The sequence below is a fragment of the Rubrivivax rivuli genome (assembly GCF_004016505.1).
In the GTDB taxonomy this organism is placed as follows: Bacteria; Pseudomonadota; Gammaproteobacteria; order Burkholderiales; family Burkholderiaceae_C; genus Rubrivivax; species Rubrivivax rivuli.
In genome coordinates this window covers 864,758-881,824 of sequence record NZ_SACR01000002.1, presented here as the reverse complement: position 1 = coordinate 881,824, position 17,067 = coordinate 864,758, and the positions used below count along the sequence as shown (strand labels likewise).

The window sequence follows — 17,067 nt, the reverse complement described above, 5'->3', positions numbered from 1 at the left end:
CGCAAGGCGTGGTCCGGCCGCGACAGCGGCTGGCGACAATGCGGGGGTGAGTCCGTCCACCCCCGCGCCCCACTGGCGACACCCCGAGTTCGCCCGCGGTGCCCGCGAGATGCTGGGCACCGCCATCGGCATCGCCGCCTGGGGCCTGATCACCGGCGTGGCCATGGGCAAGAGCGGCCTGCCGACGGTGGCGATGGTCGCGATGTCGCTGCTGGTCTTCGCGGGCAGCGCACAGCTGGCGGTGCTGCCTTTGATGAGCAGCGGCGCGCCCCTGTGGGTGGTGTGGGCCACGGCCCTGTGCGTGAACCTGCGTTTCGTCATCTTCAGCGCCGGCTGGCGGCCTTACTTCGGCCACTACCCGCTGGGCCAGCGCCTGCGCCTGGCCTACCTCACCGCCGACCTGAACTACGTGCTGTTCATGCGGCGGTTTCCCGAGCCCAAGCCCGCCCCTGAACAACTGCCGTACTTCTGGGGCGGCGTGGCCTGCAACTGGTTCGCGTGGCAGGTGCCGGCCATCACCGGCATCTTCCTGGCCGATGCCGTGCCGGTGCACTGGGGCTTCGGCTTCGCCGGCACGCTGGCGCTGCTGGGCGTGGGCCTGTCGCTGGTGAGCGACCGCGCCACCAGCGTGGCGGCCGGTGTGGCGGCCTGCGCGGCAGTGGCGGCCTACGCGCTGCCCTTCAAGCTGAACATCGTGGTGGCCATCGCCGCGGCCGTGGCCATGGGTCTGCTGATCGACCACGGCACCCCACGCCGCGCACCGCCCCCCGACGGCGCGCTGGACGACAAGACCTGAACGCGATGGACACCTTCGAGGCCCTCGTCGCCGTCATCGGCCTGACCGTCATCACCGTGGTCACGCGCGGCTTCTTCTTCCTCAGCCGCCGCGAGATCCCGCTGCCCGACTGGCTGCGCCAGGGCCTGCGCTACGCGCCGCTGGCGGCCATGGCCGCCGTGGTGGTGCCCGAGGTGGTGATGAGCCAGGGCCAGCTCATCGGCACCTGGCAGGACGCGCGGCTCTTCGCGGTGGTGGCGGGTGCGGCCTGGTTCTGGTGGCGGCGCGGCATCCTCGGCACCATCCTCGTGGGCATGGCGGTGCTGCTGCCCTTGCGCCTGGGGCTGGGCTGGTGAGCGCCCTTTCTAGAATTCCGACAACCTTGCAGGAGACCCTCATGAACGTTCTTCGACTCACCGACCTCATCAACCAGGGCGCTGTCGCCGGCAAGCGCGTGTTCATCCGCGCCGACCTCAACGTGCCGCAAGACGACGCCGGCCGCATCACCGAAGACACGCGCATCCGCGCCAGCGTGCCGGCCATCCGCATGGCGCTGGACGCTGGTGCCGCCGTGATGGTCACCAGCCACCTCGGCCGCCCCACCGAGGGCGAGTTCAAGCCCGAAGACAGCCTGGCCCCGGTGGCCGAGCGCCTGGGTGAGCTGCTGGGCTTCCAGGTGCCGCTGGTCTCGAACTGGGTCGACGGCGTCACCGTGGCCCCGGGCCACGTGGTGCTGCTCGAGAACTGCCGCCTCAACAAGGGCGAGAAGAAGAACAACGAAGAACTCGCGAAGAAGATGGCCGCGCTGTGCGACATCTTCGTGCACGACGCCTTCGGCACCGCGCACCGCGCCGAGGCCAGCACCTACGGCATCGCGCAGTTCGCGCCGGTGGCCTGCGCCGGCCCGCTGCTGGCGGCCGAGATCGATGCCATCACCAAGGCGCTGGCCCAGCCGAAGCGCCCGCTGCTGGCCATCGTGGCCGGCAGCAAGGTCAGCACCAAGCTCACCATCCTCAAGGCGCTGGCCGAGAAGGTGGACGGCCTCATCGTCGGCGGCGGCATCGCCAACACCTTCCTGCTGGCCATGGGCCTGCCCATCGGCAAGAGCCTGGCCGAGCCCGACCTCGTGGCCGAGGCCAAGGCCGTGATCGACGCCATGCAGGCGCGCGGCGCGGCGGTGCCCATCCCCACCGACGTGGTGGTGGCGCAGCGCTTTGCGGCCGACGCGCCGGCCACCGTCAAGGCCGTGGCCGACGTCGGCGCCGACGACCTGATCCTCGACATCGGCCCCGGCACCGCTGCCGTGCTGGCTGCGCAGCTCAAGGCCGCCGGCACCATCGTCTGGAACGGCCCCGTGGGCGTGTTCGAGTTCGAGGCCTTCAGCCACGGCACCGAGGCCGTGGCGCGGGCGATCGCCCAGAGCAGCGCCTTCAGCATCGCCGGCGGTGGCGACACGCTGGCGGCGATTGCCAAGTACGGCATCGAGGGTGACGTGGGCTACATCAGCACGGGCGGCGGCGCTTTCCTGGAAGTGCTGGAGGGCAAGACGCTGCCGGCCTTCGAGATCCTTTCCCGCCGCGCCGCGCAAAACTGAAATCGCTCCGGCGCGCGGGGTCGCACCGGCGGCCCCTGCAGGGTTCCGCAGTAACCTCCGTGGCATTCCTACGAATGCCACGGAGACGAACATGGCCCAGAAGCTTTCAGACGCCGAAAGCCTGCTGCGCGACGCAGCGCTGGAATACCACCGCGCCCCCACGCGCGGCAAGATCTCCGTCACGCCGACCAAGCCGCTGTCCAACCAGCGCGACCTGAGCCTGGCCTACTCGCCCGGCGTGGCCTACGCCTGCCTGGCCATCCAGGAGAACCCGGCGCTGGCGCACGACTACACGAGCCGCGGCAACCTGGTGGGCGTGGTCACCAACGGCACCGCGGTGCTGGGCCTGGGCGACATCGGCCCGCTGGCCGGCAAGCCCGTGATGGAAGGCAAGGGCTGCCTGTTCAAGAAGTTCGCCGGCATCGATGTCTTCGACATCGAACTCGCCGAGCGCGACCCCGACAAGCTCATCGAGATCATCGCCGCGCTGGAGCCCACGCTCGGCGGCGTGAACCTGGAAGACATCAAGGCGCCCGAGTGCTTCTACATCGAGAAGAAGCTGCGCGAGCGCATGAACATCCCCGTCTTCCACGACGACCAGCACGGCACCGCCATCATCAGCAGCGCCGCGCTGCTGAACGGCCTGGAACTGGTGGGCAAGGCCATCGGCGAGGTGAAACTCGCGGTCAGCGGCGCCGGTGCCGCGGCCATCGCCTGCCTGGACGTGATGGTGGGCCTGGGCGTGCGGCGCGAAAACATCTTCGTCTGCGACAGCAAGGGCGTCATCCAGAGCGAGCGCGAAGACGCCAAGGCGGGCAAGCTCGACGAGAGCAAGCAGCGCTACTGCCAGAAGACCACGGCGCGCACGCTGGCCGATGTGGTCAACGGCGCTGATGTCTTCCTCGGCTGCAGCGCCGCCGGCGTGCTGAGCGTGGAGATGGTGATGAGCATGGCGCGCCAGCCCATCATCCTGGCGCTGGCCAACCCCGAGCCCGAGATCCGGCCCGAACTGGCCAAGGCCGCGCGGCCCGACTGCATCATCGCCACCGGGCGCAGCGACTACGCCAACCAGGTCAACAACGTTCTCTGCTTCCCCTACATCTTCCGCGGCGCGCTCGATTGCGGCGCCACCAAGATCACCGAGGCCATGAAGCTGGCCTGCGTGCGCGAGATCGCCGCGCTGGCCAAGGCCGAAGCGAGTGACGAGGTGGCAGCCGCCTACCAGGGCAAGGAACTGAAGTTCGGGCCCGAGTACCTGATCCCCACGCCCTTCGACGTGCGCCTGATCCTTCGCATTGCGCCGGCGGTGGCGCGAGCGGCGGCCGAAAGCGGCGTGGCCACGCGACCCATCCTCGACCTGGAGGCCTACCGCCAGGGGCTGGAGCGTTTCGTCTACCAGACCGGCATGTTCATGCGCCCGGTGTTCGCGGCGGCCAAGGCGCGGCGCGACCAGGGTTCAGCCCGCGTGGTGTACGCCGAAGGCGAAGACGAACGTGTGCTGCGCGCGCTGCAGGTGGTGAAGGAAGAGGGCCTGGCGCAGCCCATCCTGGTGGGCCGCCCCGAGGTGGTGAAGATGCGCATCGAACGCGCCGGCCTGCGCCTGCAGGCAGGACGCGACTTCGAGATCTGCGACCCCGAGAACGACCCGCGATTCCGCGAGTACTGGGAGACCTACCGCGGCCTGATGGCGCGCGACGGCGTCACGCCCGAGGTGGCCAAGGCCGCCGTGCGCCGCAGCAACACGCTGATCAGTGCGCTGATGCTGCGCCGCGGCGAGGCCGATGCCATGGTCTGCGGCCTGGTGGGCCGCTACGACAGCCACCTGGAGCACGTGCGCCACGTCATCGGCCGCAAGCAGGGCGCGCACGTGATGGCGGCCATGAACGCGCTGATGCTGGAGGACCGCACACTCTTCATCACCGACACCTTCGTCAACGAAGAGCCCAGTGCCGAAGAACTGGCCGACATCGCGCTGATGGCCGCGGCCGAGGTGCAGCGTTTCGGCGTGCCGCCCAAGGTGGCCTTCCTGTCGCACTCGATCTTCGGTTCTTCCAACCGCCCCTCGGCGCAGCGCATGCGCCAGGCGCACGCGCTCTTCCGCGAGCGCGCGCCGGCCGGCATGGAAAGCGATGGCGAGATGCAGGGCGACGCCGCGCTCAGCGAAAGCGTGCGCCGCGGCTACCTGCCCGAGACCACGCTCAGCGGCAGCGCCAACCTGCTGGTGCTGCCCAACCTGGACGCCGCCAACATCCTGTTCAACGTGCTGAAGATGACGGGCGGACAGGGCGTGACGGTCGGGCCCATCCTGCTGGGCGCGGCCAGGCCGGTGCACATCCTCACGCCCAGCGCCACGGTGCGCCGCATCGTCAACATGACGGCACTGGCGGTGGCCGACGCGGCGGCGGGCTGAAACCGCGCTGAAACTGCCGTGCCAGGGCGCGGCCGATAATGGGCCGAGAACCCTGCAAGCCGGAGACAGCCCCCTCATGATGCGCGCCACCAAGATCGTCGCCACCCTCGGCCCGGCTTCCAGCGACCCCGGCGTGCTCGAGCGCCTGCTGCGCGCCGGCGTCGACGTGGTGCGGCTGAACTTCAGCCACGGCAAGGCGCAGGACCACATCGACCGCGCGAACCTCGTGCGCGAGGTGGCCGCCAAGGTCGGCAAGCCCATCGCGCTGATGGCCGACCTGCAGGGCCCGAAGATCCGCGTCGGCAAGTTCGTCGAAGGCAAGGTGATGCTGGAGCCGGGCGCCGCCTTCGTGCTGGACGCGCAGCGCACCGAGCCCGGCGACCTCACGGCCGTGGGCCTGGACTACAAGGAACTGCCGCGCGACGTGCGCCCCGGCGACACGCTGCTGCTGAACGACGGCCTCATCAAGCTGACCGTGGAAGCCGTGCGTGGCGAGCAGGTGCACACGCGCGTGGTGCTGGGCGGCGAACTCAGCAACAACAAGGGCATCAACAAGGCCGGTGGCGGCCTCACGGCGCCGGCGCTCACGGCCAAGGACATGGAGGACATCAAGACCGCCATGGCCTTCCAGTGCGAGTACCTGGCGGTGAGCTTCCCGAAGAACGCCACCGACATGGAGATGGCGCGCCAGCTGGCCAACGTGGCCGGCGAGTCCACGCGCCACAAGCCGGCGATGATCGCGAAGATCGAGCGCAGCGAGGCCATCCCGCACCTGGAGGCCATCCTCAAGGCCAGCGACGGCATCATGGTGGCGCGCGGCGATCTGGCGGTGGAAGTCGGCAACGCCGCCGTGCCGGCACTGCAGAAACGCATGATCCGCATGGCGCGGCAGCTCGACAAGGTCGTCATCACGGCCACGCAGATGATGGAGAGCATGATCCTCGCGCCCGTGCCCACGCGTGCCGAGGTCAGCGACGTGGCCAACGCGGTGCTGGACGGCACCGACGCGGTGATGCTGAGCGCCGAGACCGCCGCCGGCAAGTTCCCGGTGGAGACGGTGGAGCAGATGGCCGCCATCGCGCTGGAGGCCGAGCGCGCCGAAGAAGTCAACTTCAAGGACGACTTCATGCAGCGCCACTTCGGGCGCATCGACCAGAGCATCGCCATGGGTGCGCTGTTCACGGCGCACCACCTGGGCTGCAAGGCCATCATCGCGCTCACCGAGAGCGGCAGCACCGCGCTGTGGATGAGCCGGCACAACATCCAGGTGCCGATCTACGGCCTCACGCACAAGCAGCAGAGCGAGCGCCGCATGGCGCTGTACCGCAACGTGCAGCCCATCCTGATGCCCACCCACAACGACCGCGACCAGGCCCTGGCCGAGGCCGAACAGGTGCTGGTGGCGCGCGGCGTGCTCAAGCCTGGCGACACCTACGCCATCACCTGCGGCGAGCCCATGGGCTACCCAGGGGGCACCAACATGCTCAAGGTCTGCCAGGTGAAGTGAGCGGATGGGTGCCCCTGGCGCCCTGGGTGCTTCGAAACTAGGGGGGGTCGGGCCCCCCACCCCCGGGTTCGCGGGAGTCGGGCGCCTTGTGGCGGCGGTGGTGCGGGGCTAGCGTCAGGCTTCGCATCCGAGCGGGCCCGGGAGCGCGGCACAGCAGTGCCGGGTCGAGGCCACCTTCCCCACACAGCCAGGAGTGAGCCATGAAGAAGATCATTGCCTTGGGTCTGATCGCTGCCAGCGCCGGTTCGGCGCAAGCGGTTGACCTGTTCAACAACGGGGCCGCCGCTTCGGGCACGCCGCCCATTTCGGTCATCCGTACCGGTGGCACCCTCTTCGGTGCCGGCGCGCAGGGCAACATCCCCAATCTCGTCGCCGACGACTTCACCGTCACCGGGCCGGGCTGGACGGTGGAAAGCCTGAGCTTCTTCAGTTACCAGACGGGTGCCGCCAGCGCCTTCACTTTCACCGGGCTGACCTGGAGTGTCGTCGCCGGTGACGTGAACACCGGCACCGTGGTGGCTTCGGGCTCGGGCGCCCCGGCCAATGGCGGTCTGGCGGGCTACCGCGTCACCGCGACGACGCTGACCGACACCAACCGCGCCATCTTCCGCCTGGACCTGAACGTGGCTGACTTCAACCTGGCGCCCGGCAACTACTGGCTGCGCTGGGGCATCACCGGCACCCTGGCCTCGGGCCCGTGGCAGCCGCCCACGGCCGACGGCGCTTTCGGCAACGCAAGCCAGAGCCTGGCCAACGCCCCCTTCACGAGTGTGGTGGATGCGGGTGATGGCCTGGGCGTGGAGTTCCCCTTCATCGTGCAAGGCAGCCTGGTGCCCGAGCCCGGCACCTGGGCCCTGATGCTGGCCGGTGGCTTGGCCGTGGTGGGCCTGGCCCGTCGCCGCAAGGCCTGAGCAAGGTTGCGCTTCCCGGCTTGCGGGCCGGGGTGCTGAAGACGGGCCTGCGGGCCCGTTTTTGTTTTTCCGGCGGCGGGCCTGCAGCGCCGCGAAGCTCAGTCGTAGCGCAGTGACAGCCCCGTCACCAGCGCCAGGTCGGTGGCCCGCAGCCCGGGCGCCGGCCGCGTGATGTGGCGCAGGCTCAGGCCGCTGCTGAGGTTCACGCGCTCGCTGATCGCCACCGACACCTGGCCGTCGAACTCGGTGCGCACGAGGCCGCTCTCGCGCAGGCTGGGCAGCAACACGAGCTTCTGGCGCAAGGTGGTGCTCGGGCTCAGGCGCAGGTTGGCCTCTTGCGCGAGCACGAGGCCCAGGTCGGTGAGCTCGCGGCGCAGCGCGCCGTCACCCCGCGGGGCCACAGGCCGCACGTAGCGTTCGTGCGCCAGCGCAAGGCCGGCCCAGGCATCCCAGAACTCGTTCTGGGCCTTCAGCAGGTGCAGGCCCATGCCGGTGGTGACGGTGAGTCGCTCGCGGGTGTTGGCCGGCCGGTCGGTGAGCCCGGCGGCCTGAACGAAGCCGAACGTTCGCCGCCAGGGTTCGATGTCGCCGTTGTACTGTGAACTCACCAGCGCGCGTTTGCCGGTGATGCGGCCGCTGCTGTCGGTGTAGAGCAACTGGCCGGTGGCCGACCACTTGCTGCTCTCGGTGGCGCGCACGGCGTCCAGGCCGAGGTTCAGGGCCGTGGTGCGGGTGTTGCCGCTGTTGACGGTGAGGCCTGCGGTGGTGAGCGAGCGCCATTGCCCGTCGGGCTTGACGGTCACCTGGGCCATCCCGGAAGCCGGGGCCAGGGCCAGGGCCAGCAGCAGGCCGGCGGTGCCGAGAAGGGGGCGAAGAAGGTGGAAGGCGGGCCGGCTGGGGAGTGTCATGCGCTCAAGGGTGCGCCGGCGGCCATGGCCGGGCCGACACTGGCCACCATGGCCTGCACGTCGCGGTTCATGCCCACCGGCACCAGTTGCAGCGCCGGATTGTTGCGCGGGAACACGCGGAACAGCTCGTCGGCAAAGCCATGGCCGATGTCGTGGATGCCCGAGAAATCGATGTCGGCACGTCGGAACTCGCCCAGGCGCGCGGCAACACGGCGCGCGTCGGCGCGGCTGACCAGCGCCTGCTCGGCACCGCCCAGCAGGTGCAGCGGCACCACGGTGCGGTCGAAGCGGTAGCCGGCGTCCACGCTGTGGGCACGCAGCACGCCGTCGAGCGTGCGTGTGGTGTCCAGCGCAATCGCCAGGTAGATGCTGGTGCCTTGCCGGGCCACGGGCCGGCCGGCGCGCCAGGGGCGGTTTTCCCAGGCGCGGCACTGGAAGGCGGCGTGGTTGGCATGCAGGTCGAACACATCGGCCAGGCGCGAGGTGAAGAAAAGCCCGTGTCCGCAGTGGCCCTCGGGCGCGCTGGTGAGCTTGCCCTTGCTGAGCTCCAGCATGGCCAGCAGCGGGTCGTCGATGGCGAAGCTCTGGCCGATGCGTTCGAACACGCCGCAGCCGTCGTCGCTGACCAGCAACTGCAGCTGCAGCGGCGTCTGGCGCATCGACACCGTGACCTGCGTACCGCCGCTGTGCTCGGCCGCGTTGTTCAGCAGTTCGGTGAAGGCGTGGCGGGCCATGCGCTGCACCGGGGCCGGCAAGTCGAAGAAGGGGGCGAAGTCGCGGCGCCAGGGGGTGTCTTCCTCCAGCCCCGCCAAGGGGTAGCGCTGCACCACCTGGCGCAAGGCACCGGGCGCATGCTGCGGCTTGCGCGGGGTGCCGGTGCTCAGCAGCCATTGCGCGGCCACCAGCTTGCTGAGCAGCAGGTTGGCGCGGCGCCGGCTGATGCCCAGGCGGGCCATCAGGTGGGCCGGCAAGGCCTGGCCGTGTTGCACGGCGGCGGCGGTGATCCATTGCGTCAGCGGGGCGAGGTCGTAGCGGGCCATGGCATGCATCGGTGACGCCGGCCCCACGGCCGGCATGGGCGGAAGTGTCGGTGCCTGGAGGCCGGGGCTTGAGCGCGAAAAGCGGCACGTTCAGCCGCCAGTTCATGTCCGCGGCCGGTGGGCGCTCTGCCGGCCGGCGCGGGGTGGCGCCCTAGAATGCGGCGCAGTTTCAGGCCGGTTACAGCGGCGGTTTTTCGCCTGTTTCCCTGTCGCCTGTGGCGCGCTGCCGCGCCGGTGCCCGCTTCATCACTCCTGGAGTTCTTCCATGCCTCTCGTCTCGATGCGCCAGCTGCTCGACCATGCCGCCGAAAACGGCTACGGCATCCCGGCCTTCAACGTGAACAACCTCGAACAGGTGCAGGCCGTGATGACGGCAGCGCACGAAGTGGGCGCGCCTGTCATCCTGCAGGCCAGTGCCGGCGCCCGCAAATACGCCGGTGAAGCTTTCATCAAGCACCTGATCCAGGCAGCCGTGGAGGCCTACCCGCACATCCCGCTGGTGATGCACCAGGACCATGGCCAGACGCCGGCCATCTGCCAGGGCGCCATCGAGCTGGGCTTCGGCTCGGTGATGATGGACGGCAGCCTGCAGGCCGACGGCAAGACGCCCGCCAGCTTCGACTACAACGTCGAGGTCACGCGCAAGGTGGTGGACATGGCCCACGCCGTGGGCGTGACGGTGGAAGGTGAACTCGGCTGCCTGGGCAACCTGGAGACGGGTGAGGCCGGCGAAGAAGACGGCATCGGCGCCGAAGGCAAGCTCGACCACAGCCAGATGCTGACCGACCCCGAGGAAGCCGCCGTCTTCGTGAAGGCCACGCAGCTCGACGCGCTGGCCATCGCCATCGGCACCAGCCACGGCGCCTACAAGTTCAGCCGCAAGCCCACGGGCGACATCCTGGCCATCGGCCGCGTGAAAGAGATCCACAAGCGCATCCCGAACACGCACCTGGTGATGCACGGCTCGTCCAGCGTGCCGGCAGAGCTGCTGGCCATCATCAACCAGTACGGCGGCAAGATGAAAGAGACCTTCGGCGTGCCGGTGGAAGAGATCCAGGAAGCCATCAAGCACGGCGTGCGCAAGATCAACATCGACACCGACATCCGCCTGGCGATGACGGGCGCGGTGCGCAAGTTCATGGCCGAGAACCCCGACAAGTTCGACGCGCGCGAGTGGCTCAAGCCGGCGCGCGAAGCCGCGTACAAGATCTGCAAGCAGCGCTACATGGAGTTCGGCTGCGAGGGCCAGGCCGGCAAGATCAAGCCCATGGCCATGAGCGAAGTGGCGCGGCGTTACGCCAGCGGCGAGCTGGCGCAGATGGTGCAGTGAGCCGGGCCGAACGGCCATGAAGAAGGGGCGCCGCGGCGCCCCTTTTTTCTTGCCTTGTGGCCGCTCAGACGGAGCCGATCAGCATGGGATCGATGGCATGGTTCTGCGGCCCGCGCTCGGCGATCTTCAGCGCGCCCAGGCGGTTGCCCAGCTTGGCGCAGCGCTCCAGCGACCAGCCGCGCTCCAGGCCGTAGAGCAGCGCGGCGCGGAAGGCGTCGCCGCAGCCGGTGGGGTCGACCACGCGGCGCGCCTCCACCGGCGGCACGTGCGTGCGCTCGCCCTTGATCCACAGCTCGCAGCCGTTTTCGCCCAGCGTCACCACCACGCCCTGCATGTTCGGCCGGCGGCTGATGGTGGCGGCGTCTTCACCCGTGCGCTCCTGCAGCATGCGGGCTTCGTAGTCGTTCACGGCCAGCCAGCTGGCCAGGCCGAGGATCTCGCGGTGCTCGTCGCCGTTGAACTGCGGCAGTTGCTGGCCGGGGTCGAAGATGAAGGGGATCTTCTGCGCGGCCAGCTGGTGGGCGTGCTGCCACATCGCGTCACGGCCGTCGGGCGCGATGATGCCGATGGCCAGGTCGGTGCGCACGCTCTTGGGCGGCACCACCACCTCGTGGGCCCGGCTCATCGCGCCCGGGTGGAAGGCGGCGATCTGGTTGTTGTCGCGGTCGGTGGTGATGTGGCACTGCGCGGTGTGCAGGTGGGTGTCGCGGTGGATCAGCGAGACGTCGGCGCCCCAGTCCTTCACACGGGCCAGGTACTCGCCACCGTCCACGCCCAGGGCGCCCAGGATCACCGGCTGGCCGCCGAGCGCCTGCAGGTTGTAGGCGATGTTGCCGGCGCAACCGCCGAATTCACGTCGCAGCGTGGGCACCAGGAAGCTGACGTTCAGGATGTGCACCTGGTCGGCCATGATCTGGTCGGCAAAGCGCCCCGGGAAGGTGGTGATGGTGTCGAAGGCGAGGGAACCGCAGATCAAGGCGGGCATGGGCGCTCCAGAAGGGCGTGGAAGGGGAAAGCGGCCGACGGCGCGCGCAGCGCCGTCAGGGGTAGAAGAGTTCGATGGTGTAGCCGGCCACCGGGGCGGTGGCGGCGCGCAGTGTGGCCTGCACGGCCAGTTCGCGCCCGGCGCCCAGCGTGGCCTGGTTCACGCCGAGTTCGCCCGCGGTGAGCACGCGGCGGGCCACCAGCTGCCCCTGGCTGTCGGTGAGCGAGAGTTCCAGCGCGGGCATCGCCACCTCCAGCTCGGCGCGGTTGCGCAGCGCCACGCTGAGCTTGTAGATGCTCGATTTCTCCACGCGCACCAGCCCGCTGCTCTCCACCACCAGGCTCTCGATGACGTGCGCCGGCCCCACCTGGCAGCCCAGCGGCTGGCAGGCGGCCTGCAGCACGGGCCGCAGCGCCGGGAAGCGTGCAGCCACCAGGCTGCGGTAGGTCAAGGCCACCTGGGCCGCCAGCAGCACGCCGCCGAGCACCACGCCCACGGCCAGCGCGGCACGCACCTGAGGGCGGCGCCAGCGTGCGGCGCGCTCGGCCTGGCGCACGAACGAGGGCGTGGCACCGGCCATGGGGCGCGGGTCGGCCTTGATGTCTTCTGCGGGGGCCGCGGCGCTGTCGGGCTCGGGCCCGACGGCCGCGGACCGAAACTCCGGTTCGGCGGCGGCATCGGCCGCGAATCGCGACACGGCCTGGTCCATGGTCGGCACGGGCTCGTTGCCGTCCAAGAACACGTCTTCCTCGGCGGGAGGCGCAGGCGGGGGTGGCGCTGGCCGAGCGGCAGGGGCTGGCGGCGGCATCGGCAAGCCGAAATCGGCCAGGGCCGGGGGTGGGCCGGCGGGTGCGGGGCTGCGGCTGTAGCCCGGTCGTGCGCCCGTGCGCGGGGCCGCACCGCCCTCCAGCGGCCCGCGCGGGGCGCCGGTGTCGAGGTCGAGCAGGGCCTCGGCGGCGTTGAACACCTCCGAGCAGCGGCCGCAGCGCACCCAGCCTTCGGACACGCGCAGCTGGTCGGGCACGACACGGAAAACCGTGCCGCACGCGGTGCAGCGGGTGGCCATGCCGGATGCCATCGTGCGGCCCTTCAGCGTGTCAGGCGGCGGGGCGGCGGGCGCACATCAGCACCCAGCCTTCCTGCTGGTCGGCCACCTGCACGTCGAGCCAGGGCGCGTAGGCGGCGGTGATCTCCTCGGCCTGGCGTTCCAGGATGCCGGCCATCACCAGCCAGCCGCCCGGCGCGACGTGGCCGGCCAGCAGCGGCGCCAGCAGCTTCAAGGGCGTGGCCAGGATATTGGCCAGCACCACGCCGTACTGGCCTTGTGCCTGCGCCGGCAAGCCGGCGGCCAGCGTGGTGGCGGGGACGCCGTTACGCTGGGCGTTGTCGCGAGTGCTCTGAACGGCGGCGGGGTCGATGTCGACCGCGTCGATGAAGCCGGCACCCACCACCGCCGCGCCGAGCGCGAGGATGCCGCTGCCGCAGCCGTAATCGAGCACGCGGCTCAGGTCGGCGGTCTCGGGCTTGCGCGCGAGCCAGCGCAGGCACATGTGCGTGGTGGGGTGCGTGCCGGTGCCGAAGGCCAGGCCCGGGTCGAGCCGCATCACGTGCTTCGCGCCTGGCGGCACTTCGTGCCAGCTCGGCACCACCCAGAACTCGGGCGTGATCTCCACCGGCGCGAACTGGCTCTGCGTCAGCCGCACCCAGTCTTGTTCTTCCACGCGGTGCAGGGCCTGCACGTGCGCGCCTTGCTCGCCGAAGTGCGCCAGCGCCAGCGTGGCCGCCTGCTCGGCCGCGGCTTCGCTGTCGAACAGGGCCTTCAGCGTGCTGCGCTCCCAGCCCGGAGCAGGCGCGGGCATGCCCGGCTCGCCGAAGAGCGCGCGCTCGGACTCGGTGTCGGCATCGGCGTCCTCGACGCTGACCGACAGCGATTCCAGCTCGTCCATCAGCAGGTCGGACAGCGGTTCCACCACGTCCGCCGGGGCGCGCAAGACAAGTTCAAACATGGCGGGGTCAGCGGGTGTGTTGCCCGAGCCAGCCTTCCAGGTAGTGGATGCTGGTGCCACCTTCGATGAACTTGGCATCGGCCATCAGCTCGCGGTGCAGCGGGATGTTGGTCTGGATGCCTTCGACCACCGTCTCGCTCAGCGCCGTGCGCATGCGCGCCAGGGCCTGGTCGCGGGTGTCGCCGTGGCAGATGATCTTGCCGACCATGCTGTCGTAGTTCGGCGGCACGAAGTAGTTCGTGTAGATGTGCGAATCCACGCGCACACCCGGCCCGCCCGGCGGGTGCCACAGGCTGATGCGGCCTGGCGACGGGGTGAACTTGTAGGGGTCTTCGGCGTTGATGCGGCACTCGATGGCGTGGCCGCGCATCTCGATGTTGCGCTGCGCGAAGGGCAGCTTCTCGCCGGCCGCCACGCGGATCTGCATCTGCACGATGTCGATGCCGGTGACCATCTCCGTCACCGGGTGCTCCACCTGCACGCGCGTGTTCATCTCGATGAAATAGAACTCGCCGTCCTCAAACAGGAACTCGAAGGTGCCGGCGCCGCGGTAGCCGATCTTCTTGCAGGCGGCGGCGCAGCGGTCGCCGATGCGTTCGATGACACGCCGCGGGATGCCCGGCGCCGGCGCCTCTTCGATGATCTTCTGGTGGCGTCGCTGCATGCTGCAGTCGCGCTCGCCCAGCCACACCGCGTTCTTGTGCTGGTCGGCCATCACCTGGATCTCGATGTGGCGAGGCCGCTCCAGGAACTTCTCCATGTAGACCTGCGGGTTGCCGAAGGCGGCACCGGCCTCGGCACGCGTGGTCTGCACGGCGTGGATGAGCGCGGCCTCGGTGTGCACCACGCGCATGCCGCGCCCGCCGCCGCCGCCGGCGGCCTTGATGATCACCGGGTAGCCGATGCTGCGGGCGATCTTGATGATCTCCTTCGGGTCTTCCGGCAGGGCGCCTTCGCTGCCCGGCACGCAAGGCACGCCGCTCTTGATCATGGCCTGCTTGGCGCTGACCTTGTCGCCCATCAGCCGGATGCTCTCGGGCGTGGGGCCGATGAAGGTGAAGCCGCTCATCTCCACGCGCTCGGCGAAGTTGGCGTTTTCGCTCAGGAAGCCGTAGCCGGGGTGGATGGCCTCGGCGTCGGTCACCTCGGCCGTGCTGATGATGGCCGGCATGTTGAGGTAGCTCAGCGACGAAGCCGCCGGGCCGATGCACACCGCCTCGTCCGCCAGCTTCACGTACTTGGCTTCGCGGTCGGCCTCGGAGTAGACGACCACCGCCTTGATGCCCATTTCCTTGCAGGCGCGCTGGATGCGCAGGGCGATTTCGCCGCGGTTGGCGATCAGGATCTTCTTGAACACGGGTCAGTTCCCGTTCATTCGACGATGAAGAGCGGCTGGCCGAACTCGACGGCTTGCCCGTTCTCGCACAGGATGCGCAGCACCTTGCCTTCGCAGTCGGCCTCGATCTCGTTCATGATCTTCATGGCCTCGATGATGCAGACCGGCTGGCCCACCTTGATCTGGTCGCCCAGCTCGGCGAAGGCCTTGGCGCCCGGGCTGGCCGCGCGGTAGAAGGTGCCGACCATCGGTGATTTGATGACCTTGCCTTCCGGCGCGGCTTCGGCCACGGGTGCGGCGGGCGCGGCCGCGGCGGGCGCCGCACCGGCCACCGGTGCGGCCACGGGCGCGGGCGGTGCATACACCGGGGCGGCCACGGCCACGGCGGTGCCGGCCTTGACGATGCGCACCTTGCCTTCGGCTTCGGTGATCTCCAGCTCAGAGATGTTCGACTCGCTGACCAGGTCGATCAGCGTCTTCAGTTTTCTCAGATCCATGGAAGGGTCCTCGGTGTCAGGCCCCGGCTCTGCGGCCGGTGGGCGGGTTCGGGTGAAGGGTCAGGCGGCGGACTGTAGCCGGCCGAGCGCGTGGCGCAGCGCCAGGCGGTAGCCGTCCACCCCCAGCCCGCAGATCACGCCGACGGCGATTTCTGACAGGTAGGAGTGGCGGCGGAAGGCCTCGCGCGCGTGCACATTGCTGATGTGCACTTCGATGAAAGGCAGCGCCACGCCGGCCAGCGCGTCGCGAAGCGCCACGCTGGTGTGGGTGAGGCCACCCGGGTTGATCAGGATGAAGCGCGTGCCGTCCCCGCGCGCGGCCTGGATGCGGTCGATCAGCGCGCCTTCGTGGTTGCTCTGGAAACAATGCAGGGCCACACCGGCATCTGCAGCCATCTGCTGCAGTTCTGCCTCGATCATGGGCAGCGTCGTGCGGCCATAGACCTCCGGCTCGCGGGTGCCGAGCAGGTTGAGGTTGGGGCCGTTGAGGACGAGCAGGCTCATGTCTTTGGGGGGTGGCCGGGGTGGCGCGGGGCGGACTTTACGCTTTTTGCGGCCCGATGGGCACAAATCGCCGCAAGAGCGAGTTTTCGGCCGCTGGCGCCGGTGGTGGCCTCCAGGGCCCGGCGTTCAGAGCGTTTTCGCCCAGCCCAGCAGCTCGTCGTGCGTGGTTTCGCCCAGCTTGCGCTGCACGATGCGGCCCTGGCGGTCGAACATCGCGGTGAAGGGCAGGGCGCCGGTGCTGTTGCCGAGCTTGCGGCTGAGCTCGGTGCCATCGAAGCCGGCCAGCCCGATGCCGTAGCTGACGGGCGTCTTGGCCAGGAACTGGCGCACCGCCGTCGGGTTGTCCACCGCCAGACCCACCACACGCCCGCCCTGGCTGGCGAAGGCCTTGGCGAAGCGGTCGAGCTCGGGCATCTCCTTCACGCAGGGCGGGCACCAGGTGGCCCAGAAGTTCAGCACCAGCGGCTGGCCGAACATCGAGCGCATGGCCAGCTCGCCGCCCTCGGGCCGCGTGAAGGCGGCCTGCCAGAAGGCCAGGGTGTTCTCGTCCAGCACCACCGGGGGCGGCTGGCGCCACAGGTTCCAGCCGACGCCGGCACCCGCCGCCGCGGCGCCGGCCGCGCCCAGCACGAGATGACGCCGCTTCATGCCGCCTCCCCGCCCGCCAGGGCTGCGTCTTCGCGGGCCAGCAGCTTCTGCAGGGCCGCCAGGTCGCCGCGCCAGCTGCGGCCGCGGGCGTCGGGCTTGAGGGCGCCGCGCTGGTCGTCGGTGTCGTGCAGGATGAGGTGCAGGGTCACCGGCTCGCCCAGGGCGCGGTTGGGCGCGCTCAGGCGCAGCACGTGCAAGGGCTCGCCACCGCGGCCGCCCGGGCGGTCGATGCTGCCGCTGTCGTAGTCGACGCCGGCGTTGATGAGCATGATCTCGGCGGCCTTGGGGTCGTCGCAGTACAGATCGAGGTGGATGGTGGACAGCCGGGTGGCCGTGCCGCGCCACACCGCGCCCGAGAGGTGCGGGCGGAACTCGGCCAGCCGCTGCATCCAGGGCAGCGCGGCCTCGCGCAGCGCGCGCAGCTCGGCCGGCTGCGTCTCGGCGCAGAAGATCTCGATGTGCTCGCGCACCGCGTCTTCCACCTCTTCGTTCGTCGGCAGTTCGGCGCGCGCGCCGAAATCCCGGCCGGCCTTGCGCTTGGCGGCGGCGTACTCCATGCCTTCTTCCACCACCAGGCGGGCGGCGGCAGCGGCGATCTCTTCGGTGGCGCTCATCG

The 17,067-nt window shown here is 70.0% G+C and carries 17 protein-coding genes; 7 read left to right on the top strand and 10 right to left on the bottom strand.

Going from position 1 to position 17,067, the window contains the following annotated elements; genetic code table 11:
- Positions 1–109 precede the first annotated feature (109 nt).
- The 6 genes from EOE66_RS08535 (at position 110) to EOE66_RS08510 (ending at position 7,197) form a co-directional block, all read left to right on the top strand.
- Complete coding sequence (locus EOE66_RS08535) at positions 110–796, top strand: AzlC family ABC transporter permease (protein WP_128228307.1); 687 nt, start codon at positions 110–112, stop codon at positions 794–796.
- A 5-nt stretch (positions 797–801) separates the two neighbouring features.
- Positions 802–1,131, top strand: a complete 330-nt coding sequence (locus EOE66_RS08530) for an AzlD domain-containing protein (protein ID WP_128228223.1) — start codon at positions 802–804, stop codon at positions 1,129–1,131.
- A gap of 41 nt (positions 1,132–1,172) precedes the next feature.
- The gene (locus EOE66_RS08525; protein ID WP_128228222.1) at positions 1,173–2,369 is read left to right on the top strand and encodes a phosphoglycerate kinase; all 1,197 of its coding nucleotides are present in this window, start codon (positions 1,173–1,175) and stop codon (positions 2,367–2,369) included.
- A 91-nt stretch (positions 2,370–2,460) separates the two neighbouring features.
- Positions 2,461–4,779 (top strand): NADP-dependent malic enzyme, encoded by a 2,319-nt coding sequence (locus EOE66_RS08520; RefSeq protein WP_128228221.1) that lies wholly within the window; start codon positions 2,461–2,463, stop codon positions 4,777–4,779.
- A gap of 76 nt (positions 4,780–4,855) precedes the next feature.
- Entirely contained in the window at positions 4,856–6,286 is a 1,431-nt protein-coding gene (gene pyk / locus EOE66_RS08515) for a pyruvate kinase (protein ID WP_128228220.1), read from the top strand.
- A 200-nt stretch (positions 6,287–6,486) separates the two neighbouring features.
- A complete protein-coding gene (locus tag EOE66_RS08510) occupies positions 6,487–7,197 on the top strand; it encodes a PEP-CTERM sorting domain-containing protein (protein WP_128228219.1) in 711 nt (236 codons plus the stop codon).
- Positions 7,198–7,295: 98 nt separating this feature from the next.
- On the opposite strand, the gene EOE66_RS08505 is transcribed toward EOE66_RS08510, so the two are convergent.
- On the bottom strand, positions 7,296–8,105 hold the full coding sequence (locus EOE66_RS08505) for a DUF481 domain-containing protein (protein WP_128228218.1): 810 nt from the start codon (positions 8,103–8,105) through the stop codon (positions 7,296–7,298).
- The gene (locus tag EOE66_RS08500; RefSeq protein ID WP_164885034.1) at positions 8,102–9,145 is read right to left on the bottom strand and encodes an STAS-like domain-containing protein; all 1,044 of its coding nucleotides are present in this window, start codon (positions 9,143–9,145) and stop codon (positions 8,102–8,104) included. Before EOE66_RS08500 ends, EOE66_RS08505 begins: the two co-directional genes overlap by 4 nt.
- A gap of 265 nt (positions 9,146–9,410) precedes the next feature.
- Here EOE66_RS08500 and fba point away from each other — a divergent pair, with 265 nt between their 5' ends.
- Positions 9,411–10,475 carry a class II fructose-bisphosphate aldolase gene (gene fba / locus EOE66_RS08495; protein ID WP_128228216.1) on the top strand — a complete coding sequence of 355 codons (1,065 nt, stop codon included), beginning with the start codon at positions 9,411–9,413 and terminating at the stop codon, positions 10,473–10,475.
- A gap of 64 nt (positions 10,476–10,539) precedes the next feature.
- On the opposite strand, the gene EOE66_RS08490 is transcribed toward fba, so the two are convergent.
- The 8 genes from EOE66_RS08490 to EOE66_RS08455 all read right to left on the bottom strand — a co-directional run bounded on the left by EOE66_RS08490 (position 10,540) and on the right by EOE66_RS08455 (position 17,065).
- The gene (locus tag EOE66_RS08490) at positions 10,540–11,460 is read right to left on the bottom strand and encodes a carbohydrate kinase family protein (protein WP_128228215.1); all 921 of its coding nucleotides are present in this window, start codon (positions 11,458–11,460) and stop codon (positions 10,540–10,542) included.
- A 55-nt stretch (positions 11,461–11,515) separates the two neighbouring features.
- Positions 11,516–12,538 (bottom strand): zinc-ribbon and DUF3426 domain-containing protein, encoded by a 1,023-nt coding sequence (locus EOE66_RS08485; protein ID WP_128228214.1) that lies wholly within the window; start codon positions 12,536–12,538, stop codon positions 11,516–11,518.
- Positions 12,539–12,557: 19 nt separating this feature from the next.
- Positions 12,558–13,466 carry a 50S ribosomal protein L11 methyltransferase gene (gene prmA / locus EOE66_RS08480; protein ID WP_128228213.1) on the bottom strand — a complete coding sequence of 303 codons (909 nt, stop codon included), beginning with the start codon at positions 13,464–13,466 and terminating at the stop codon, positions 12,558–12,560.
- Positions 13,467–13,473: 7 nt separating this feature from the next.
- Positions 13,474–14,823, bottom strand: coding sequence for an acetyl-CoA carboxylase biotin carboxylase subunit (accC, locus tag EOE66_RS08475; protein ID WP_128228212.1), 1,350 nt, complete (start codon positions 14,821–14,823; stop codon positions 13,474–13,476).
- Positions 14,824–14,837: 14 nt separating this feature from the next.
- Positions 14,838–15,299: an acetyl-CoA carboxylase biotin carboxyl carrier protein gene (gene accB / locus EOE66_RS08470; RefSeq protein ID WP_128228211.1), complete on the bottom strand. Its 462-nt coding sequence runs from the start codon at positions 15,297–15,299 to the stop codon at positions 14,838–14,840.
- A gap of 60 nt (positions 15,300–15,359) precedes the next feature.
- Complete coding sequence (gene aroQ / locus EOE66_RS08465) at positions 15,360–15,803, bottom strand: type II 3-dehydroquinate dehydratase (protein ID WP_128228210.1); 444 nt, start codon at positions 15,801–15,803, stop codon at positions 15,360–15,362.
- A 126-nt stretch (positions 15,804–15,929) separates the two neighbouring features.
- The gene (locus EOE66_RS08460) at positions 15,930–16,451 is read right to left on the bottom strand and encodes a TlpA disulfide reductase family protein (RefSeq protein WP_128228209.1); all 522 of its coding nucleotides are present in this window, start codon (positions 16,449–16,451) and stop codon (positions 15,930–15,932) included.
- On the bottom strand, positions 16,448–17,065 hold the full coding sequence (locus EOE66_RS08455) for a hypothetical protein (RefSeq protein WP_128228208.1): 618 nt from the start codon (positions 17,063–17,065) through the stop codon (positions 16,448–16,450). Before EOE66_RS08455 ends, EOE66_RS08460 begins: the two co-directional genes overlap by 4 nt.
- Between the last annotated feature and the right edge of the window lie 2 nt (positions 17,066–17,067).

Excerpts from the sequence above, each read along its gene's own strand:
- EOE66_RS08535 (WP_128228307.1), top strand. The coding sequence starts at position 110 with ATGCTGGGCACCGCCATCGGCATCGCCGCCTGGGGCCTGATCACCGGC.
- EOE66_RS08530 (WP_128228223.1), top strand. The coding sequence starts at position 802 with ATGGACACCTTCGAGGCCCTCGTCGCCGTCATCGGCCTGACCGTCATC.
- EOE66_RS08525 (WP_128228222.1), top strand. The coding sequence starts at position 1,173 with ATGAACGTTCTTCGACTCACCGACCTCATCAACCAGGGCGCTGTCGCC.
- EOE66_RS08520 (WP_128228221.1), top strand. The coding sequence starts at position 2,461 with ATGGCCCAGAAGCTTTCAGACGCCGAAAGCCTGCTGCGCGACGCAGCG.
- pyk (WP_128228220.1), top strand. The coding sequence starts at position 4,856 with ATGATGCGCGCCACCAAGATCGTCGCCACCCTCGGCCCGGCTTCCAGC.
- EOE66_RS08510 (WP_128228219.1), top strand. The coding sequence starts at position 6,487 with ATGAAGAAGATCATTGCCTTGGGTCTGATCGCTGCCAGCGCCGGTTCG.
- EOE66_RS08505 (WP_128228218.1), bottom strand. The coding sequence starts at position 8,105 with ATGACACTCCCCAGCCGGCCCGCCTTCCACCTTCTTCGCCCCCTTCTC.
- EOE66_RS08500 (WP_164885034.1), bottom strand. The coding sequence starts at position 9,145 with ATGGCCCGCTACGACCTCGCCCCGCTGACGCAATGGATCACCGCCGCC.
- fba (WP_128228216.1), top strand. The coding sequence starts at position 9,411 with ATGCCTCTCGTCTCGATGCGCCAGCTGCTCGACCATGCCGCCGAAAAC.
- EOE66_RS08490 (WP_128228215.1), bottom strand. The coding sequence starts at position 11,460 with ATGCCCGCCTTGATCTGCGGTTCCCTCGCCTTCGACACCATCACCACC.
- EOE66_RS08485 (WP_128228214.1), bottom strand. The coding sequence starts at position 12,538 with ATGGCATCCGGCATGGCCACCCGCTGCACCGCGTGCGGCACGGTTTTC.
- prmA (WP_128228213.1), bottom strand. The coding sequence starts at position 13,466 with ATGTTTGAACTTGTCTTGCGCGCCCCGGCGGACGTGGTGGAACCGCTG.
- accB (WP_128228211.1), bottom strand. The coding sequence starts at position 15,299 with ATGGATCTGAGAAAACTGAAGACGCTGATCGACCTGGTCAGCGAGTCG.
- aroQ (WP_128228210.1), bottom strand. The coding sequence starts at position 15,803 with ATGAGCCTGCTCGTCCTCAACGGCCCCAACCTCAACCTGCTCGGCACC.
- EOE66_RS08460 (WP_128228209.1), bottom strand. The coding sequence starts at position 16,451 with ATGAAGCGGCGTCATCTCGTGCTGGGCGCGGCCGGCGCCGCGGCGGCG.
- EOE66_RS08455 (WP_128228208.1), bottom strand. The coding sequence starts at position 17,065 with ATGAGCGCCACCGAAGAGATCGCCGCTGCCGCCGCCCGCCTGGTGGTG.